Below are 20,038 nucleotides of genomic sequence, written 5' to 3'. Positions count from 1 at the left end.
TTTTAAGAATTGTACCATCTATGATTACATTTTGCAATATGCATTTTGCAAAATGTAAAATAATAAGGTTGACCTACTATTTTTTCTGTTGTAATATGAATATAAATGATGGATATGAGTTTTTTAATGAGGAAGGATACGGCATGGATTTAAATAAAACCACTCTCTCCGGGCAAATCTACGATATTCTCCGTCAGGATATTCTGACACAGAGAATCCGGCTCGGCGAGAAATTAACGCTAAAACACTTACAGGAACGCTTCGGAGTCAGCTCCACCCCGATCCGCGAGGCGCTGACCCGGCTTGCGGAGGAAGAACTGGTCGTCTCCTACTCCAACATCGGCGTCAATGTCATAAGTATCGGGGAACAGGACTTGAAAGAGCTCTATGAATTTATGGGGGATTTAGATGCCTTGGCCATTCTCTATACCTCTCACTATCCGGATCAGGAAAAGGTACAGAAGGCACTGGCGGAAAATATACATTATACGGAAAAGGTTTTAGAGACAGAAAGTCTCACGGAAGAGGAAATCAGGACATGGACAGGCTATTCTGATCATTTTCATCTGATCTTCTACGATTACTGCGCCAACAGCCGCCTGGCCCGCGCCGCCGGGAAACAGAGGAGCCAGCTGACGATCTTCTCCAATATGTATGAGGCGTCACTGCAGCACCAACGGGAAATAGAACGCGGACATTTAAAGATTTACGGGGCGTATTTACAGAAGGATTACCAGCTGGCCGCTTCACTGATGAAGGAACATCTGAATACTTCCCTGTCTTATGCGATGGAATATTTATTTCAATGCCACTGCCTATAATTTTTGACAACGCCTCTCCCAACCTCAACAGGCGGGAGAGGCGTCGTTATTCTTTGCAGAAAAAGACTGCTCTATTATCTCTTTAAATTCTTGGATATCTTCGTCCTCACCGATTCCGTCATGGGCAGTCCGGTATCGTAGTCCAGCTGTCTTGGCTCATACTCTTCATTTTCCCGCTGTCTGGTATAGCCATCGTTGCTCCAGGTCGGATCCTTGTCCGTGCGCCAGCTTCTGCAGGCCCACTGATATCCACGATAAAGGTCGCGGGTCCGGTTCATCTGCTCCAGGATTTTGTCATGCAGGGAATTGCGGATTTCGGAATAATCATCATCCTGGATCCGGTTGCAGATCTCTGCCGGATCCTTTTCCATATCGTACAGCTCATCACTGTCCAGAAGATGGATCACCAGCTTATACCGGTCTGAAATGACAGCACGCATCATCTGCAGGCCGCCGAATCCGTCGTGGTCCGCTTCATACCGGGTAAATTCTGTATAGACCTCATTATTGATCCGGATATCCGTGCAGTTGATCTGAGGCAGCATACTTTTCCCCTCCAGCAGCTTTGGGATGGGAAGGCCCATGTAATCCAGAATCGTGGGAGTCAGATCAATGTGGGAAGCCGGGTAATCCACCACCTTGCCGGCCTCGCCGCCTTTGATGATCAGCGGGATGTTGGCAACCTCTTTGTAGCAGGCAGCATTTTTGGAAGTAAGCCGGTGATTTCCCAGCATGTCTCCATGATCAGAGGTGTAGATGACCATAGCGTCCGGAGCCGTCTCCCGGATTTTGTCCAGGACTTTCCCGATTTCGTAATCTACAAACGAGTTGCATCCTAAAAACAGGGACAATTTTCCGGAAGGGCAGTTGATTTCCTCCCTGTTTTTGTGTAAGTTCTCCCCTGCCCATAAGCGCTGCATCAGTGGCTTTTGACTTAAATCGTCCTCATAATTGGGACTGTCCTCAAAGCAGAATCCGTCATACATGGTGTTGTACGGCGCAGGACAGAGCGAAGGACCGTGAGGCTCATCGTAAGAAACTGCCAGGAAAAAGTCCTCATCTTTATACTGTTCCAGAAAGTCTGCCGCCCTTTTGGAACAGCGGTGAGCGTATGTAAACTCCTCTGTCATATCTTCCTCAAAGGAGGTGGCGGATTTTCTGGATTTCAGCCGTTCCTCCTCCGTCAGCTCTTCCAGGTACCGGCGCATATCATACCAGTATGCCTCATCCCAGCCCTCCGGGCAGATGCCATTGCCAAAATAGTCACCGCCGTCTAAATGCCATTTGCCGATATAGCCGCAGTGAATTCCGTTGTCCGTCAGACGCTGGCCTACGGTTTTTATATTATCTCCCATGGCTACACAGTTCGTCACCTCCCCATTGGTATGCGGAAAGGTTCCGGTAAATATGGCGGACCGTGCCGGGCCGCAGACCGGCTGGCACGTATAGGCATTCTCGTACCGGATGCCTTCGGCGGACAGCCGGTCCAGATTCGGTGTGATCATTTTAGGATTTCCATAGCAGCCCAGCATGTCTTTGCGCGTGGTGTCTGTCATTATAAGGATGATTTGTTTTTTCATATGCTATTCTCCGGTTTCTCTATATCTGCAATTGATCTTTTAATGTCTTTTCTGTTTTAGGAAAGGACGGGCGGATAGGGGCGTCCAGGCACCAGTCTCCCATTTTCCACAAAACCTTCCCTGCGGTTCTCCAGGGATTCTATAAGATGCCCGCGAAGCTCCTGAATCCGCATCTTACAGGCATCTTCCGCAATCAGATCCGTGAGTTCATGGGGATCTTTTTCCAGATGGAAGTACTGCTCCTGACCGGTCTGTGAGTGCCAGATGTATTTGTCTGTTTCGGTGACGATCCAGTGGTTGGAATACTCATCAAAGGAATGCTCTCCGTGAAGCCAGGGACGCACGGACCGCGCCGGATCTTCAAGCAGAGGAAGGAGCGATTTGCCGTCCACCGTATCCGGAACAGGGGCGTCTGCCAAATCGAGCAGCGTGGGCATAATATCCCGAAGCTCCACTACGCTGCTGCACCTGGAGGAACCGGCCCCTTTCGGCAGAAACTTCTTTCCTCCCGAGATGATAAGCGGGATGTGGCAGCTTCCCTCGTAAGGTCTGGCTTTGCGGAACATGTGGTGGTCACAGAGTTCCTCCCCGTGGTCTGCGGTAAAGATAATAATGGAATTATCGTAAAGCTCCTGCTCCTTCAGAGCCAGAATCAGCCGCCCTATCTGATGGTCCAAATGGGTGATGCAGGCATAATATCCCACCTGGGCCTGGCGTATAAGCTCTGCATCAATGGGACCTGTCTTTGAATCATAGATCCGTCCGTCCCTTTTTAATAATTCGTCCGTCTCCCAGGTGCCTACATACGGTGGGCGCAGCTCCTGATCCCGGTATAAATCGAAGTAATGCCGAGGCGCATCAAAGGGAGGATGCGGTCTGAGATAAGAGGCCATAAGGAAAAAAGGCTTCCCCGGATCACGCCGTCTCAAAAAGTCTATGCTTCTCTCGGTAACCCAGTTGGTGGGATGGTATTTCTCCTCATGCATCCAGGGCCTCGCCACATAACTGTTGCATTCAATCCCCGTGTCTGTCACATCGGCGGAAATTCCCAGCTCATTTTTCAGCCAGTAGAAATAATCGTCGGCTACCAGCTGGGACTCACGGTAGGGAATCGTTGCCCGCCTGGAATATCCCAGATATCCGTCATGAAGCTCCACATGATGAAATCCCAGATAATTCCTTAAAGGATGGACGTGCATCTTGCCGACGCACTGGGTGTAATAGCCAGCCTGGCCTAATTCCCCGGCCAGCGTATGCTCATATTCCCAGGGAACGCCATCCAGATAGCCTACACGGCCGTGATGGTTCTGCCCCATCCCTGTATGGATGGCGGCTCGGGAAGCGATGCAGCTCGGGCAGGCGCTGTAGGCGCGGTCAAAGGCTGTACCGGTGGAGGCCAGTGTATCAAGATATGGCGTTTTTACATCAGGATGACCTGCATATCCCAGACAGTCCCCGCGAAGCTGGTCGGTCATAAGCAGTATAATATTGGGACGGCTCATAAGAAAACTCCTTTGTTTTTTTATCATCATAATATAATAGAAATTAAAAAGCAAGAGTCCGCGCGAAAAATTGTAGTGCAAACTGTTGATAAAAAACGTCAAATGAAGTTTTTTATTATAAATATGCTACAAAAAATAGCAAAAAATATAAAAAACAAAACAATATACTGATAGCTAATGAATGTTAGATCAGTATATAATTTACTTATGAATTTAAGATATTTCAAATGGGCAGTGCCCAACAAAAAGGAGGATTTATCTATGAAGAAAAAACCGATTAGCGTTCTGCTGGCTGCTGCCATGACGGCAGGTCTTTTAGCAGGCTGTGGAAGCAACAATGCAAAACCAGCAGAGACTCCAGCAGAAACTCCGGCAGCAACGACTGCCAAAGCCGAGACCGGCGAAACAACTGCTGCACCAGCCGCGGCTGAGGGAGACAAGAAGTACGAAGGTGTTGAACTTACATACTGGTCCATGTGGACAAACAATGAGCCTCAGGGACAGGCACTTCAGCAGGCTGCAGAGGCTTTCGAGGCTGAAACCGGAGCCAAGATTAAGTTCGAGTGGAAAGGCCGTGAAAACAAGAACATCCTCTCTTCCGCACTGGAAGCTCAGGAAAGATTTGATATGTTTGAGGACGACTACACCAGAATCTCCAAGAACTATGTCAATTATGTTGCTGATTTGACGGATATGGCAAAGGAAGCCGGATACGCTGACAAGAGCTACGCTGTATTCAACAATCAGGCGACTGAATGGGCCGGATTCCTTCCATGTGTTACCGAGCAGCCATCTGTAGGCGGCGTGTTCTATAATAAAGATATCTTTGATGACTGCGGCATCACTGCTCCGGCAACATGGGACGAGTTCATGACTGCCTGCCAGACCATGAAGGACAAAGGCTATCAGCCTCTGGCTCTCGATAGTACATATGCCCCATTCCTGTTTGGTTACCATCTGTCAAGGCATATTGGACAGGCGGCTGTTGAAGATCTGGCAACTAACGGCGGCTGGAGCGGCAATCCCGGCGTAGTAAAAGCAGGCCAGGAAATGATTGATTTTGTAAAAGCAGGCTATCTGGCAGACGGCGCTCCTGATGAGTATCCGGCAAGCCAGAACAAGATCGGTCTTACACAGAAAATCGCTATGGTAGTATGTGCAAACTACATCACTGCAGAAGTTAACGCCAATACAGGCACAGAACTCAATTGGGGGCTGTTCGCTTATCCGGCCGTAGAAGGCGGCGTGGACAATACCAGTACATTTGCAGGAGCGAACTCCATCGGTATCACCAAATACAGTGAGAATCCTCAGGCGGCATTTGATTTTGCTGTATACTTAACTAGCGGCAAGCAGAGCCAGAACATGGCTGATTTGTCCAATAATATCCCAGCGGATCCAAGCAATACTCCACCGGCTGTTCAGAGCGGAACTAACGAGGTATTGATGAATACCACAGCTCCTCTTTCCTGGAATATGGGTCTGAACGCTAACGCAGACAAGATTTCCGTTATTCAGGAAGTAATTGTAAAACTGTATGAAGGAAGCTATGCAACAGGCGAAGATTTTGCAAAGGCTCTGGACGCTTTATATTAAAGAATGCTGGAAAACCGGAGGTGACGCTTATAGCGTCACCTCATTTGGTCAGAAAGGTGAAATAAGAAATGAAAAAAAACAAATTGTTTATCGTTGGTTTTATAACACCTTGTATACTTGCTTTAGTTGTCATGTATCTATACCCGGTTGTCAGAACCGTAATCATGAGTTTTTTTAAGATTGAAAGCGTGACCTCCAGTGCATCTGAATGGAGCTTTAACGGTCTGGCTAATTATGCAAAGGTATTTTCCAGTCCCACCTTTCAGAGAGCGGCGACAAACATTCTGATTATCTGGTTACTGGGAGGCATTATTATCCTCAGTTTTTCACTGCTGTTTTCTGTTATCATCACCAGTGGAATCCGGTTTAAAAAATTTTTCCGTGCAGCGATTTATCTTCCCAATATTATCAGCGCCGTGGCTCTGGCTACCATGTGGATTCAGTATATCTACAATCAGGATTACGGTCTCATTAACCAGATTTTAAGGACGATGGGGCTGGAGGGGAAGAACTGGCTGGGAACCGACATGAAATTCTGGGCCATGCTGGCTGCCTTCACATTTGGCGCGGTAGGCTACTATATGCTGATTTTCATCAACGGCATCGAACAGATTCCCTCAGATATCTATGAAGCTGCCACGATTGACGGGGCTAACAAAGTTCAGCAGTTTGGCAGGATTACCATGCCTTTGCTCCGCGGCATTTTTAAAACTAACATCACATTCTGGAGTGTAAACTGTGTTACCTTTTACTTATGGTCCAAGATGTTCTCACCGGTCAGCACGGAAGCTTCCACAATTACACCGGTGGTATACTTATATGATACGGTATTTGGTACAGTCGGCAATGTTCAGCGAGATGCCGGCGCCGGTGCTACCATTGGCGTCGTCATGGCAGTCTTTATTGGAATTGTTTATTTCATTATGAACAGGCTGCTTAAAGATGATGATCTTGAATATTAATGTGTGAGAAACGTGGCGCAAGAAAGATGCTTATCTGACATGTCCACAGAATGGAGTAAAAAATGAGAAAAAGGAACAAAGAAAACGTGTTTAGGAGTAAGGTGAACTGGAGAAAAGAGCTGACCCTTCTTCCGGGATATCTCATTCTGGCCATTTGGATTGCCTTTACAGCGGCCTTCCTGATCTGGATTCTGGGTGCCAGCCTTTCCACCTCCAGAGAAATCTTCACCGGCACGGTATTTAAGTTTGAATCAGGAGTTCACTTTGAAAACTATGCCAGCGCGTGGAAGGGCAACAATGTTTCTGTTTATTTTGCAAACTCTCTGCTTTATGCGGTATCTTCCTGTATCGTGGTTATATTGATCTCAGCTCCGGCCGCGTATGTGCTTTCGCGCTTTACATTCCTTGGAAATAAAGGAGTCAAGACAGGTTTAATCCTGGCCATGAGTATCCCTGAGGTTATGATTATCATGCCGATCTATTCACTGACGGCCCAGTATCACATCCGGGGAAGAATTTTACTGATTATTCTTTATATCCTTTTACGTGTACCCTTTACCACCACTTACCTGCTGAACTTCTTTGCCAGTTTGTCAAGAAGTTATGAAGAAGCGGCAGCGATTGACGGCTGTACACCCGCCAAGACCTTTTGGAAGATCATGTTCCCACTGATCCAGCCGGCTATCGTTACGGTTACCATCTTTAACTTTATGAGCGTTTGGAACGAGTTCTTCATGGCTCTTATCTTTGCAACGTCTACGGAGACCACTCCGGTCGGCGTAGGACTGCTCCAAATCGTAAATGCAATGAAGTATACCGGAGATTACGGCGGATTGTTCGCAGCAGTAATTATTGTCTTCCTGCCTACCTTCCTGTTGTATATCATCCTCTCCGAAAAGATTATTGCCGGTGTTACAGGCGGCGGTGTGAAAGGCTAAAAATATTAACTTGACAGCAAAGGAGAACGATAATGAAAAAGGATTTTATTGGAAGAGTTACAATACCCACAGACGTGGACGTAGTTCCGGAGACGCTGGAGCTGCTGAAACGCTGGGGCGCCGACGCCATTCGGGACTGTGATGGTACCGATTATCCGGATGAATTAAAGAATGTGGAGGCCAAAGTCTATTCCACCTACTACACCACCAGGAAGGACAATGCCTGGGCTAAGGCCAATCCCGATGAGATTCAGCAGATGTATATTATGACACCGTTCTATACGGCAGTAAAGGATGAGCTGTCTATTCATCTTATGAACCATTTACATACAGATTTATTGAAAGTGAACGACAGGGACGATATCAGGCGTTGGTGGGAAGTAATAGACAGAACCACCGGTCAGCCTGTTCCGGTATCTTCCTGGGAGTACAGCAGCCAGACCGGGGATGTGATCATCCACGGAGCAAAAGAATTCCATGATTATACGGTAAGCTTCCTGGCTTACATCATGTGGGATCCGGTACACATGTACAATGCAGTCACCAACGGCTGGACTGATTTTGAAAAGCAGATCACCTTTGATGTACGTCAGCCTAAGACACACAAGTTTTCCATGGACAGGCTCAGGAAGTATCTCGAGGCCAATCCTCATGTGGATGTGATCCGCTATACCACATTCTTCCACCAGTTCACTCTGATCTTCGATGAACTGGCAAGAGAAAAATACGTGGACTGGTACGGCTATTCAGCATCGGTAAGTCCCTATATCTTAGAACAGTTTGAGAAGGAGGCCGGCTATCCGTTCCGCCCCGAGTTCATCATCGACCAGGGCTATATGAACAACAACTACCGGATTCCTTCCAAAGAGTTCCTGGATTTCCAGGCCTTCCAGAGACGTGAGGTAGCCAAGCTGGCTAAGGAAATGGTTGATATCACTCACGAATACGGCAAAGAGGCCATGATGTTCTTAGGAGACCACTGGATCGGAACAGAGCCTTTCATGGATGAGTTTAAGACCATTGGTCTGGATGCCGTGGTCGGCAGCGTAGGAAACGGCTGCACGCTCCGTCTCATCAGTGATATCGAAGGAGTTGCCTACACAGAAGGACGCCTGCTCCCCTACTTCTTCCCAGATACCTTCCGGGAAGGCGGGGATCCTGTGAAGGAGGCAAAGATAAACTGGGTGACCGCCAGAAGGGCCATCTTAAGAAAGCCCATTGACCGGATCGGATACGGCGGCTATTTAAAGCTGGCCTTACAGTTCCCGGAATTTATCAGCTATGTGGAGGACGTATGCAGCGAATTCCGCACCCTGTATGACAATATCAAAGGCACGACCCCTTACTGTATAAAGACAGTAGCCGTGCTGAACTGCTGGGGCAAGGCCCGTGCATGGGGCAATCACATGGTTCACCATGCCATCTATCATAAACAGAACTATTCCTATGCAGGGATTATAGAGGCTCTGAGCGGAGCGCCATTTGACGTGAAGTTCATCAGCTTTGACGATATCCGGGAGAACCCTGAGATTTTAAATGACATCGACGTGATCCTCAATGTGGGCGATGGCGACACTGCTTACACCGGCGGAGACAATTGGACGGATGAGACCATTATAACCGCAGTAAAAAGATTCATCTACAACGGCGGCGGATTTATCGGAGTCGGGGAACCGGCTGCTCATCAGCATGAGGGCCATTTCTTCCAGCTGGCTACGGTTATGGGCGTGGAAAAGGAAACCGGCTTCACGCTCAACGTGGACAAATACAACTGGGATCAGCATGACCACTTTATCAAAGAGGACTGCACCAGAGACATCGATTTTGGTGAGGGCAAGAAAAACATCTATGCCCTTGACGGAACCCGGATTCTGGTTCAGAGAGACAAGGAAGTACAGATGGCAGTGAATGAGTTTGGACAGGGACGATGCGTCTACATCAGCGGACTTCCCTACAGCTTTGAAAACAGCCGCATTCTGTACCGCTCCATCATCTGGTCCTCCCACGATGAAGACAATCTTTACCGCTGGTTCAGTTCCAACTTTAACGCAGAGGTACACGCCTACGTTAAAAACGGAAAATACTGTGTTGTCAACAACACCTATGAACCGCAGCATACCACGATTTATAAAGGTGACGGTTCCAGCTTCGAACTGGACCTGGATGCCAATGAAATTATCTGGTATGAGATCTAACCGTCTGGATCAGACGAAATACGCAGCTTATTGAAACAAAGTAAAAATAACAAATTCCCAGGCAGACTGCTCTGGGGATTTGTTATTTTGCGTTGTTATTTATATCTCGTCAGACTCTCCATTCACTGACACCTGTTCCGTTTTGAAGGAATTGAGATAGACAGTAATTTTTTCTATATGTGTCAATACCATGGTATCCTCTAAACCACGCCCTTTTGCAGCAGAATATTCGCATATAACGCCTTCTCTCCCGTAGCGATAACCGCATAGGCCTTCTTCGCTTCCTCATAAAATGCAAACCGCTCGATATGGCCTATTGCACTGCTCTCCAGTCCGCTGCGCCGCTTCACGATTTCCTCATACGTATCCCATATGGGAGTTTCAGCCGTATCTCCGCTCATAACTTCCATCAGACTGACCGGCTGGCTGACATAGGAGTCCAATGGGAAGAGCTCCAATACAGCCTCCAGCACTTCCGGGGCGGAGTGTCCATCCATGCGGATCACGATCCCTTCCCTTCCCATGGATTCCGACGGAAAATTACCGTCAGCGATCACGAGGGTGTCACTGTGTCCCATCTCGCATAATACTTTGAGAAGCTGCGGGGACAGGATTGCAGGTATTCCTTTCAGCATAGTTCTGCTCTCCTCACTTTCCGTATTTCCTGTAGCCGGGATGTCTTCCAGTCACCTGATAGCCTTCCCGCATGGAAATCAGGCGGTCAATATTCTCCCTTGAAATCTCTTTTGCCCCTCCCAGCAGATAGGCGTTGAGACTGATTTTCGCAAACAGCTCCAGCGTCTCCATCCGGTAATACGCCGTGATTAAGTCGGCTCCGACAGTCAGCGCTCCGTGGTTCTGCAGGAGGAGGGCATCATGCTCTCCCAGATACGGTGCAATACGGTCGGGTACCTCGTAGGTGGAGGGAGTTCCGTAAGGCGTCACGGGTATGGAGCCAAGCGCGATTACTGTCTCAATCATGGAATATTCGTCCAGAGGCTTATTGGCTACAGCATATCCGGTTGCGACAGGCGGATGAGCGTGAAGAACAGCTCCCACATCCTCCCGCTCTTTATAACAGCGCAGATGCATCTTGATCTCCGAGGACGGTTTCAGCCCGGCGGGCGCATCCAGGACCTGACCGTCCTGATCGATGTGTACCAGTTTTTCCGGCGTGATAAAGCTCTTGCTCATCCCGGTCGGTGTTGCCAGAAATGTTCCATCCGGCAGTTTTACCGACACATTGCCGTCATTGGCCGCTACCCAGCCCAGCTGCCACATTTTATGGCAGATATCGCAGATCTGTTCTCTCAATTCCATATACGTTAATTCCATGTTCTTACCTCCGGATTTTAAAGTATTTCCCTGTATCTTTCATAGGCCTCTTCCCAGATTTCCCGGTCGCGCGGCTCGTAGACAACGGTATGCAGAGTATTCGCCAGCGCGCGTCTCGCCTGAGTGAGGCCGTTTAACTCTCCCAGTGCCATGAACTGAGCCATGGTATTTCCATAGACGGTCGCCTCCACCGGTCCTGCCACTACAGGCAGGCCGCAGGCATTGGCAGTCATCTGACACAGCAGTCCGCTCTGGGCGCCGCCGCCGATAAGATGAATGACCGGGTACTGCTTTCCCGTACATGCTCTGATCTCGTCCATGGCTTTCCGGTACGCAAGCGCGAGGCTCTGATCGATGCAGCAGACGGTTTCCCCCTCAGACTGCGGAACCGGCTGCCCCGTTTTCTGACAGAACTGCCGGATTCGCTCAGGTATATCACCGGCCGGGACAAATTCCGGCGCGTCCGGATTAATCAGGCTTTTTAAAGGTTCCGTGCAGGCGGCCTTCGTCTCCAGTTCTCCAAATCCGTATTCCTTTCCTTCCCGTATCCACTGTCTTCTGCTCTCCTGAATCAGCCACAGACCGATGATATTCTTTAAGAATGCGTATTTGCCTTCCAGCCCCGCCTCGTTGGTAATATTAAATTTCTTTGACATTTCGCTGATGACCGGCTCCGTAAGCTCCGTTCCGAACAGCCCCCACGTTCCGCAGCTGATAAACAGGAAATCCTCTTCGCAGGCCGGGATCGCTGCCATGGCGCTCTGGGTATCATGGCCAGCCACGGCGATCACCTCCATGGCCGGCACCCCCAGTTCTTTTCGGATTTCCGGACGCAGGCTTCCCGTTCTGACTGCTCCGGGGAGTATGTCACGCATCATTCCTGCCTGGAGTCCAAGCGTTTCCAGCAATCCGAAGGCCCATTTTCCCTGTCTCATATCCATCATCTGGGTGGTGGAGGCAATGGATTTTTCACTGATTTTCTCTCCGGATAAGAAATACTGGAACAGATCCGGCATCAGAAGGAGGGCGTCTGCCCTTTCGAGAAGCTCCGGCCTCCGTTCCTTTACAGCCATCAGCTGAAAGAGCGTGTTGATCTCCATCAACTGATTCCCGGTCAGTTCATAGAGAGGGTCTCTGCCGACCATTTTCAGCGTCTTTTCCATCATTCCGGCTGTCCGTCCATCCCGGTAGTGAACCGGATTGTCCAGCAGCCTTCCCTCCCGGTCCAGCAGACCGAAATCAACGCCCCAGGTATCCACGCCGATACCGGAAATCGCTCCGTAAGCCTTTGACTTTACGATTCCCTGTTTCATCTCGAAGTAGAGACGGAGCACATCCCAGTACATGGTATCTCCCAGTTTCACCGGATCATTGGGAAAACGGTGGAGCTCGGAAATGGTAAAGGAAGCCCCGTCAAACCCGCCCAGCATCACACGGCCGCCGGAAGCTCCGTAATCAACGGCCAGTACCTGCTTTTCACTCATACTGCCACCGCCTTACCGGTACACAGGCCCGAACGCGGCGCACGCGCGGTAATCCTGGCCCTCCGGATCCATGCCAAAGGCATTCCATGCGGCCGGACGGAAGATCTTCTCCTCCGGCACATTGTGCATGCTCACGGGTATTCTGAGCATGGAACACATAGTGATCAAATCGGCGCCGATATGGCCGTAGCTGATGGCGCCGTGATTGGCCCCCCAGTGATTCATCACGTCGTATGCAGTGGCAAATGCTCCCTTTCCGGTCACTCTCGGTGCGAACCAGGTACACGGCCACGTATAATCGGTTCGTTTCCAGAGTGTATCGCTCACTTCTTCCGGCAGCTTTACGGTCCAGCCCTCCGCGATTTGAAGGACAGGTCCCAGCCCCTTCACAAGATTTAAACGAATCATGGTTACCGGCATCTCACAGTCGGTCAAATATCTGGATGAAAATCCGCCTCCACGGAAATATCCGAAATCTGCTTCATTCCAGGTCGTGGCTGCCATGATGGCCTTCTGATCCTCTTCCGTCACCTCATACCACGGCTTCATCACGGATTTTCCGTCAGCGTCCTTCGCGCCTCCATTGGCATCGAGGCACGCCGCGCCGGAATTAATCAGATGAAGGAACCCATCCGCCTCCTTCGCCCGTCCTTCCAGCTCATAGCCTGCCGCCCGTTTTACCGCGTCGCCGCTCCAGTAGGTCCGGACATCGGCAAATATCTGTGCTCTGCCTGTCAGCAGTTTCATGAACATCATGCCAAGGCCGTTTAAGACATCATTTTCCGTCGCCAGTATGTAAGGCTCTCTCGCTCCGTTCCAGTCGAAGGAGGTATTCAGCATTGCCTCCGGGAAGTCACAGTTAGGGTAGAAATCGGTCCACTGGCGCTGTCCCTGGAAACCGGCGGCAATAGCGTTATGGCCCACCTTTTCCTCCTCACAGCCTTCCGGAAGGTTCTGGTTTCCATTCATCAAATCTTTGATGATGCACATCATTTTCGCTAAGAATTCCCAATCCTTATCCTTCTGTTCGCGGCTCTTTCTCACTTCCTCCGGATTCTTGTCAAAGCCTTCCATACAATACTTCTTCGTCCAGGCCAGAGCCTTTTCATATTCTGCATGATCGTAGATTTCCTCTGACATTCTGCGGATGATCTCCACCTCATCGACCGACTCCACGCGCATGCCTAAATATTCTTCAATAAAAGCAGGGTCAATGATGGACCCGCCGATTCCCATACAGATGGATCCGATCTGGAGATACGATTTTCCCCTCATGGTCGCCACCGCCACCGCGGCACGGCCGAAACGAAGCAGCTTCTCCTTCACATCCTCCGGAATCTCCGTATCATCTGCTTCCTGTACGTCGTGGCCATAGATTCCGAACGCGGGAAGCCCTTTCTGCGCATGGGTGGCCAGGACAGAAGCCAGATAAACCGCGCCCGGACGTTCTGTCCCGTTGAATCCCCAGACTCCCTTGATGGTCATCGGATCCATGTCCATCGTCTCCGCCCCATAGCACCAGCATGGAGTCACTGTCAGGGTGATATCCACGCCTTCTCTGCGGAACTTATCGGCGCAGGCCGCCGTTTCCCCCACTCTTCCGATGGTCGTATCCGCGATCACCACCTTCACCGGCTCGCCGTTGGAATAGCGTAAATGTTTCTCGAAAAGCTCTGCGGCCGCCTTCGCCATATTCATGGTCTGATCCTCTAAAGACTCCCGCACCTTTAAATACCCTCTTCTCCCGTCAATGGTCGGTCTGATCCCGATCACCGGATAACTTCCCACTAATCTGCTCTCTGCCATGTTACATTCCTCCTTGGAAAATCGTTTATTCTTATGAGATCATAGTACCATCTCTTCGACGTATTTTCTTGTCTTATCATGGCAAATAATTGGACGATATTCCGATTCATCCATTGCGCAATCCGCACCTGTACCGTATAATTGGAAATTATATAGAATAAAATTCATGTTTGGAGTTGGTGATATTAGATATGCATTATATAAAATATAAAGAAATGAAACATCATGGAACTGCAGATTTTCCGGCAGGCTATTACCATGTCACGGAAAGTCATCCGCAGTATGCCATGCCCTACCACTGGCACGAGGAACTGGAGCTGATTCATATCGTAAGCGGTACGTTCCACGTGACGATCAATGAAACCACACGGACTGCGGCCGCCGGCGACATTCTGCTTGTCAACAGCGGCGGGCTTCACGGCGGAACGCCCTATGACTGCGTCTACGAATGCCTTGTATTTCCTGTCGGCCTCCTTTTCAGTCAGACCTTTGACTCTGACTTTTTAAAGCGGCTGGACAGACAGGATTTGATCCTGGACGAATATTTTCCGGCTGGGGAAGATACTGCGATTCACAGTCTGCTTAAGCGCCTCTTTGCGCTCATGCAGAATTCGGAGGAGGGAGGAAAGCTGCAGTGCCTGGGACTGCTCTACCAGCTTATGGGACTGCTCTGCCTGAATAAGCGGTATACCGTCTCTGACAAATCGGACTTATCCAGCCACAGGAATCTCTATCTTCTAAAAAATGTACTGAACTACATCGATGCCCATTATACCGAGAAGATCACCTTAAATGAACTGGCCCGCACGGCCGGGATGTCACCGAAATACTTCTGCCATTTCTTCTCCGAAATGACCGGGCGGACGCCCATCGATTACGTCAATTACTACCGGATTGAGAGGGCCTGCTGCCTGCTGGCGGGCACAGACAGCCAGATCACGGATATCGCCATGCTCTGCGGCTTTAACGATGTCAGTTATTTCACCCGGGCGTTTAAAAAATATAAGGGAAAATCACCGGGGCAGTATTTAAAGGCTCCGCTGTAATAAACTTTATTCACGCAGAGCGCATGTATCAATATCTGTTACCGGTTTCTTCTCCTGTCCACTGTCCGGTTTAATTTCTCCGACATCACAAACAGAAGAACCGTCAGGATGAGTATGTAATACGGAAAACTGCTGATATTGATGCTGGAGGCCATAAAGCCGAACAGGGGCGGCATAAATGTCGTTCCGATATAGGCGCTGGCCATCTGTACGCCTATAATGGACTGGGAGTTTTCCCTTCCAAAATTATAGGGTGTTGCATGGATAATCGCGGGATATACAGGGGCGCAGCCGAAACCGACCACAACCAGACCGGCAAGAACCAGCATATTGGTTTTTACCGGAGCCGCCACAAGAATCAGTCCCACCACGATCGTCGCGATACCGATACGGACCAGCCCGCGGTCTCCCAGCCAGTCGGCTGCAAAACCGCCTAAAAAGCGTCCAAATGTAATACCGAAAAAGAACAGGGCGGAATATCCTGCCGCCAGATTCACGTCGATTCCCCGATGCTGCACCATGTAGCTGCTCGCCCAGAGCATCGTCGTCTGTTCCAAAGCGCAGTAAGAAAAGAATGCCACCATCACCAGCGGAACACCCTTGATTTTCATGGTCTGAAGGAGGCCGAGAGCCTTCACAGGGCCATTCTCTGTGCCTTCTTCCTGTGTACGGCTTTTCTTTCCCCCATTCACCTGTTTCCAGAGCGGCAGGCTGATGAAAAGTCCGGCTGTCAGAACAAACTGTATGATGGAAACCGTGCGGTACCCGCTGTGCCAGCCATAGCCTCCTGTCAGGCAATATCGCATGATATAGGGACTGGCAGCGGCGCCGAGTCCCCAGAAGCAGTGAAGCCAGCTCATGTGGCGGGAAGCATAGTGCAGAGCCACGTAGTTATTAAGCGCCGCATCGACCGCTCCCGCGCCAAGGCCATAAGGGACGGCCCACAGGCACAACAGGACAAAGGAACCGGATACGGAAAATCCGAATAATGCGACTGCCGTCATGAATACGCTGACGGCGGTCACCAGACCAGCCCCAAACCTCTTCGTGAGACGGTCAGAAAGAAGGCTGGAAACAACGGTGCCAGCCGCAATTACCATGGTGATCATACCCGCATAGGAAACCGGCACATTCAGCTCCGTATGCATCACAGGCCAGGCGGAACCTACCAGTGAGTCCGGCAGTCCCAGACTGATAAAAGCCATATAAATGATAACAAGCAAAAATGAATACATAATCTTCTCCTCGCCCTTTCTTTTACCGGCGCGTAACGGCGAAAACCAATTCCGGCAGTATTTCCGCCGCGCCCTATTTCTTCAATCCCATGCATTTTCCCAGAATCTCCAGCATCTGATCCACCTGGATCGGCTTTGAGAGATGGCCGTTCATGCCGCTGGCCAGCGATTTTCTCGTATCCTCGTCGAATGCGTTGGCCGTCAGGGCGATAATGGGAATTCTGCGGGCATCCGGGCGTCCCGAGGTTCGGATACGCCTGGCTGACTCCAGTCCATCCATGACCGGCATACGGATATCCATCAGAATCACGTCAAACCAGCCGGGTTCTTCGCCGCAGTAGAGATCCAACGCTTCCTGACCATCGGCCGCACAGGCCACGGTGAAGCCGTTCATCTCCAGAATCGTCTGCGCTATCTCCCGGTTCAGATCATTGTCCTCGGCCAGAAGAACACGACTGCCATGGAAATCAGGAATGTCCACGTTCTGTTCCTGCACAGGGATCTCCTCCGCATCTTCACAGGCATATTCCAGGCTCAGGGTAAAGAAGAACTCCGATCCCGTTCCCGGTTCGCTGCGTACTTCCAGAGTACCGCCCATCATCTGCACCAGGCGGCTGGATATGGACAGTCCCAGTCCCGTTCCTCCGTGGCGGGAGGCGGTAAGCGCAGCCGCCTGCTCGAAGGCATTGAAGATTCTTCTCATGGCAGCCGGTTCGATGCCGATTCCCGTATCCGTGACAGAAAAACGAATCAGCGCTCTGGGCTCTTCCTCCAGCACCTTGACCCGGACCGCAACGCTGCCAAGCTCCGTAAATTTTATGGCATTTCCAATAATATTGACCAGAATCTGGTTAAGCCGCAGGCTGTCTGCCCGGAGCAGCCGTTTTTTCCTGTAGTCATTTTCAAAGGTCAGCTCCAGATGCTTCTCCTCGGCCTGGGCGCGGAATAAGGATTCCAGATTGGAGAGCTGCTGTTCCAAATCTATGGATTCATAGCTTAGCTCCATCTTACCGCTCTCGATCCGCGACATATCGAGAATATCATTAATCAGCCCCAGCAGATAGGTGTTGGCCGACTCGATCTTCTCTAAACAGTCCAGTGCTTTCTCACGGTCATCCAGCACACTCTTGGCGATAATCGTCATGCCACTGATAGCATTCATCGGAGTGCGGATTTCGTGGGACATACGGGACAGGAAATCTGTTTTTGCCTGGCTCACCGCGTCGGCTTTGGATTTCATGATAAAAGAGGGAATAATTTTCACCAGCTCTTTTAAAAGCTTCCTCTGTTCCCGGGTCCACTGATAGTTTTCCTGATCGACCTCAAAGCTCATGGACCCCACGTACTCCCCATAGTTCCAGATCGCGGCATGAAGGCAGGATGCGATATGGGAGATTCCGTCTCTCACATTGTGATCGGCCAGGCCATCCTCGTCATACATGTTGGCGCAGATTTCAAAATCCTCCTCCGAGGCATAGAAATCCTGCCCCAGCTGCAGATCCGAGTGGTGGCGCGCCCACTGGTAGGAAAAATGGTAGGATAAAAAGGCTTTATCCGCCTCAATAATCGATACCCGGTCGAAATGGTAGTTCTTTCCGATACGGGATAGCAGCAGAAACACGGCGTCGTTGATATTCTTCGACCGCCCCAGCAGTTCCAGCGCGAAGGAAACGAGATCCTTCTCCGGGTGCAGAATCTCCCGGTCAACCGTGTTTACCTGGAACTCATCCGGATACAGCTGTGTAAGCAGCACGCCCACCTCCCTGGAGGTATCCAGATAACAGGCGGCGTTACCCCTGCCGTGATCCTTGACGTATTTCAATGTGCTCTCGGCACAGCAGTACAGCGCGTTATATTCGTCCGTCACTTCGGTGCTGCACATACCGATGCTGGCCGCAATCCGAATGTCCTTTTCCGTATTGAGGATGATATTCCGTATCATGGCAGCGATGCGCGGCCCGATGATCCCGGCCTCCTGTTTGTTGCAGTCTTTCAGGAAAAGCATAAACTCATCTCCGCCCAGGCGGACCTTAATGCTCTCCTTATCCGTCACCTGCCGCAGAACATCCGCCACCTCCTGCAGAACCGCATCCGCGAAGATATTGCCCTCCTTCTGATTAATATCCTCAAAATCATCCATATCCAGAAGCATCATAACGCCATGTTCCCCCGGCTCTCTTCCTGAGGCCAGGTACTCCTGAATCAGACGGATCCCGCTCTCCTTATTGCAGAGTCCGGTCAGGCTGTCGCGGGATCTGGCTTCTTTCAGCGCCGTCTCCATCTCCTTCTCACGGGTAATGTCCTCCACAATCCCAATGACAAACTGCGGATTTCCTTCTTCATCGCTGAGTATCACAGACATGGTCTCGCGGCTCCAATAACGGCTGTCCTTTCCGCGGAATTCGCAGGTAGCCGTCCGTTCTCCGCGGTGAATCTGATCGTACATCGCATAGAAGGCTGGATAATACGCTTCATCCACCTGTTCCTCTGCAAAACTGTACGGCATATTTTCATACCGGCTCCGACAGTGGTATGCCTCGCAAGTCCGCTCCGGAACCTGACACTCACAGGTCTGCGGATAGTAATAAAATTCACAGGTCGTGGTATGCTCAAGAGCCAGATGTATGATCTCATTGCTCGCCTCTACCTGTCTGGTCAGACGCAGTTCATTCAGTTCCGCCCTCTTCCGGGCGTTGATATCGATAAATACGCTCTGGATAAACTGCTCTCCGTCGCTGTCCTGAAGGACTTCCGCGCTGCCGATGATCCAGCATGGGATTCCATCCTTCTGAAGCAGTCGGTACTCAAAATCGGACTTATCACCGGTCTCATGCAGCGTATCGATCTCTTTTAATACGGTCTCCCGGTCTTCCTCCATGATCAGCATCGGCAGATCCCAATCCTCTTTTTGCCAGAACTCCTCCGGTTCATAGCCGAATATGCGGATCGCCTCCCGGTTGGCATTTTTAAATTCAACGCCCATACCGGTCAAACGGTACTGCACAATGCCGCAAAGCACGGACTGAAAAAGATGGTCATACTGGTTCACCTGCCGCTCCCGCTCCAGTTCATACCGGTCCAGCATGGATTTCGGAAAATACCCGCCTTCTTCCTGCTGCCTTTCGGGTGTCGATGCGTGAATCGATGCGATTCTGCATATCCCATCCTCTTCCTTGACACAGGCGGCGCTCACCCGAAACCAAATCCCGGGTTCTTCACTCCCCGGCGGATATACATCAGCCGTGAGAAGCACGACGGCACACCGGTCGGAAACAACCGTCTCGTCGAAGCTGTCATACTCTATTTTCATCGGTTCCGGCGCCTGAGAAAATTCCGTAAGCAGCGCCTGTTCCGTCTGGTCCCGTCCCTTTGACAGTTCAGACTTTCCAGTTCCCACCCAATGCACGGTATCTGTCACACAATCCAGCGTGTCCTTCACATTCCGCCGGATCAGATACGCATCAAAAAAAGAACGGACCGTTCTGCCAGCCTCGCCCGGTTGTATCATAATTCCACCTCTTTCTGTACTTTATCTATA

Annotated in this window: 14 protein-coding genes; 6 read left to right on the top strand and 8 right to left on the bottom strand. The window is 50.4% G+C overall.

Going from position 1 to position 20,038, the window contains the following annotated elements; translation table 11 throughout:
- Nucleotides 1-143 precede the first annotated feature (143 nt).
- Nucleotides 144-821, top strand: coding sequence for a GntR family transcriptional regulator (locus tag H8S80_RS05880; RefSeq protein WP_002604377.1), 678 nt, complete (start codon nt 144-146; stop codon nt 819-821).
- Between the two features lie 74 nt (nt 822-895).
- On the opposite strand, the gene H8S80_RS05875 is transcribed toward H8S80_RS05880, so the two are convergent.
- Both H8S80_RS05875 and H8S80_RS05870 read right to left on the bottom strand, forming a co-directional pair.
- Nucleotides 896-2,401: a sulfatase-like hydrolase/transferase gene (locus H8S80_RS05875; RefSeq protein WP_117632131.1), complete on the bottom strand. Its 1,506-nt coding sequence runs from the start codon at nt 2,399-2,401 to the stop codon at nt 896-898.
- Nucleotides 2,402-2,457: 56 nt separating this feature from the next.
- A complete protein-coding gene (locus tag H8S80_RS05870) occupies nt 2,458-3,903 on the bottom strand; it encodes an arylsulfatase (RefSeq protein ID WP_117632129.1) in 1,446 nt (481 codons plus the stop codon).
- A gap of 261 nt (nt 3,904-4,164) precedes the next feature.
- Here H8S80_RS05870 and H8S80_RS05865 point away from each other — a divergent pair, with 261 nt between their 5' ends.
- From H8S80_RS05865 to gnpA, 4 genes are all read left to right on the top strand, one after another.
- Complete coding sequence (locus tag H8S80_RS05865) at nt 4,165-5,499, top strand: ABC transporter substrate-binding protein (protein WP_002604380.1); 1,335 nt, start codon at nt 4,165-4,167, stop codon at nt 5,497-5,499.
- Nucleotides 5,500-5,567: 68 nt separating this feature from the next.
- Nucleotides 5,568-6,461, top strand: coding sequence for a carbohydrate ABC transporter permease (locus H8S80_RS05860; RefSeq protein WP_002604381.1), 894 nt, complete (start codon nt 5,568-5,570; stop codon nt 6,459-6,461).
- A gap of 62 nt (nt 6,462-6,523) precedes the next feature.
- On the top strand, nt 6,524-7,399 hold the full coding sequence (locus H8S80_RS05855; protein ID WP_002604382.1) for a carbohydrate ABC transporter permease: 876 nt from the start codon (nt 6,524-6,526) through the stop codon (nt 7,397-7,399).
- 32 nt (nt 7,400-7,431) lie between these two features.
- Nucleotides 7,432-9,594, top strand: a complete 2,163-nt coding sequence (gnpA, locus tag H8S80_RS05850; protein WP_117632127.1) for a 1,3-beta-galactosyl-N-acetylhexosamine phosphorylase — start codon at nt 7,432-7,434, stop codon at nt 9,592-9,594.
- Nucleotides 9,595-9,794: 200 nt separating this feature from the next.
- On the opposite strand, the gene H8S80_RS05845 is transcribed toward gnpA, so the two are convergent.
- The 4 genes from H8S80_RS05845 to H8S80_RS05830 are packed head-to-tail and all read right to left on the bottom strand — an operon-like array spanning nt 9,795 to nt 14,219.
- Entirely contained in the window at nt 9,795-10,229 is a 435-nt protein-coding gene (locus H8S80_RS05845) for an RbsD/FucU family protein (protein WP_117632125.1), read from the bottom strand.
- Nucleotides 10,230-10,242: 13 nt separating this feature from the next.
- Entirely contained in the window at nt 10,243-10,929 is a 687-nt protein-coding gene (locus H8S80_RS05840; RefSeq protein ID WP_002604386.1) for a class II aldolase/adducin family protein, read from the bottom strand.
- Nucleotides 10,930-10,946: 17 nt separating this feature from the next.
- Nucleotides 10,947-12,413, bottom strand: coding sequence for a rhamnulokinase (locus H8S80_RS05835; RefSeq protein WP_117632123.1), 1,467 nt, complete (start codon nt 12,411-12,413; stop codon nt 10,947-10,949).
- A 12-nt stretch (nt 12,414-12,425) separates the two neighbouring features.
- Nucleotides 12,426-14,219: an L-fucose isomerase gene (locus tag H8S80_RS05830; protein ID WP_117632121.1), complete on the bottom strand. Its 1,794-nt coding sequence runs from the start codon at nt 14,217-14,219 to the stop codon at nt 12,426-12,428.
- A gap of 191 nt (nt 14,220-14,410) precedes the next feature.
- Between H8S80_RS05830 and H8S80_RS05825 the strand changes: the two genes are divergently transcribed.
- Nucleotides 14,411-15,265, top strand: a complete 855-nt coding sequence (locus tag H8S80_RS05825) for a helix-turn-helix transcriptional regulator (protein WP_002604389.1) — start codon at nt 14,411-14,413, stop codon at nt 15,263-15,265.
- Nucleotides 15,266-15,303: 38 nt separating this feature from the next.
- On the opposite strand, the gene H8S80_RS05820 is transcribed toward H8S80_RS05825, so the two are convergent.
- Nucleotides 15,304-16,500: an MFS transporter gene (locus H8S80_RS05820; protein WP_117632119.1), complete on the bottom strand. Its 1,197-nt coding sequence runs from the start codon at nt 16,498-16,500 to the stop codon at nt 15,304-15,306.
- Nucleotides 16,501-16,573: 73 nt separating this feature from the next.
- Nucleotides 16,574-20,008 carry an ATP-binding protein gene (locus tag H8S80_RS05815; RefSeq protein ID WP_117632117.1) on the bottom strand — a complete coding sequence of 1,145 codons (3,435 nt, stop codon included), beginning with the start codon at nt 20,006-20,008 and terminating at the stop codon, nt 16,574-16,576.
- Nucleotides 20,009-20,038 lie beyond the last annotated feature (30 nt).

The organism is Hungatella sp. L36 (genome assembly GCF_014288035.1).
Note: the sequence above shows the minus strand (reverse complement) of the source record. Positions and strands in the feature narration are given on the sequence as shown.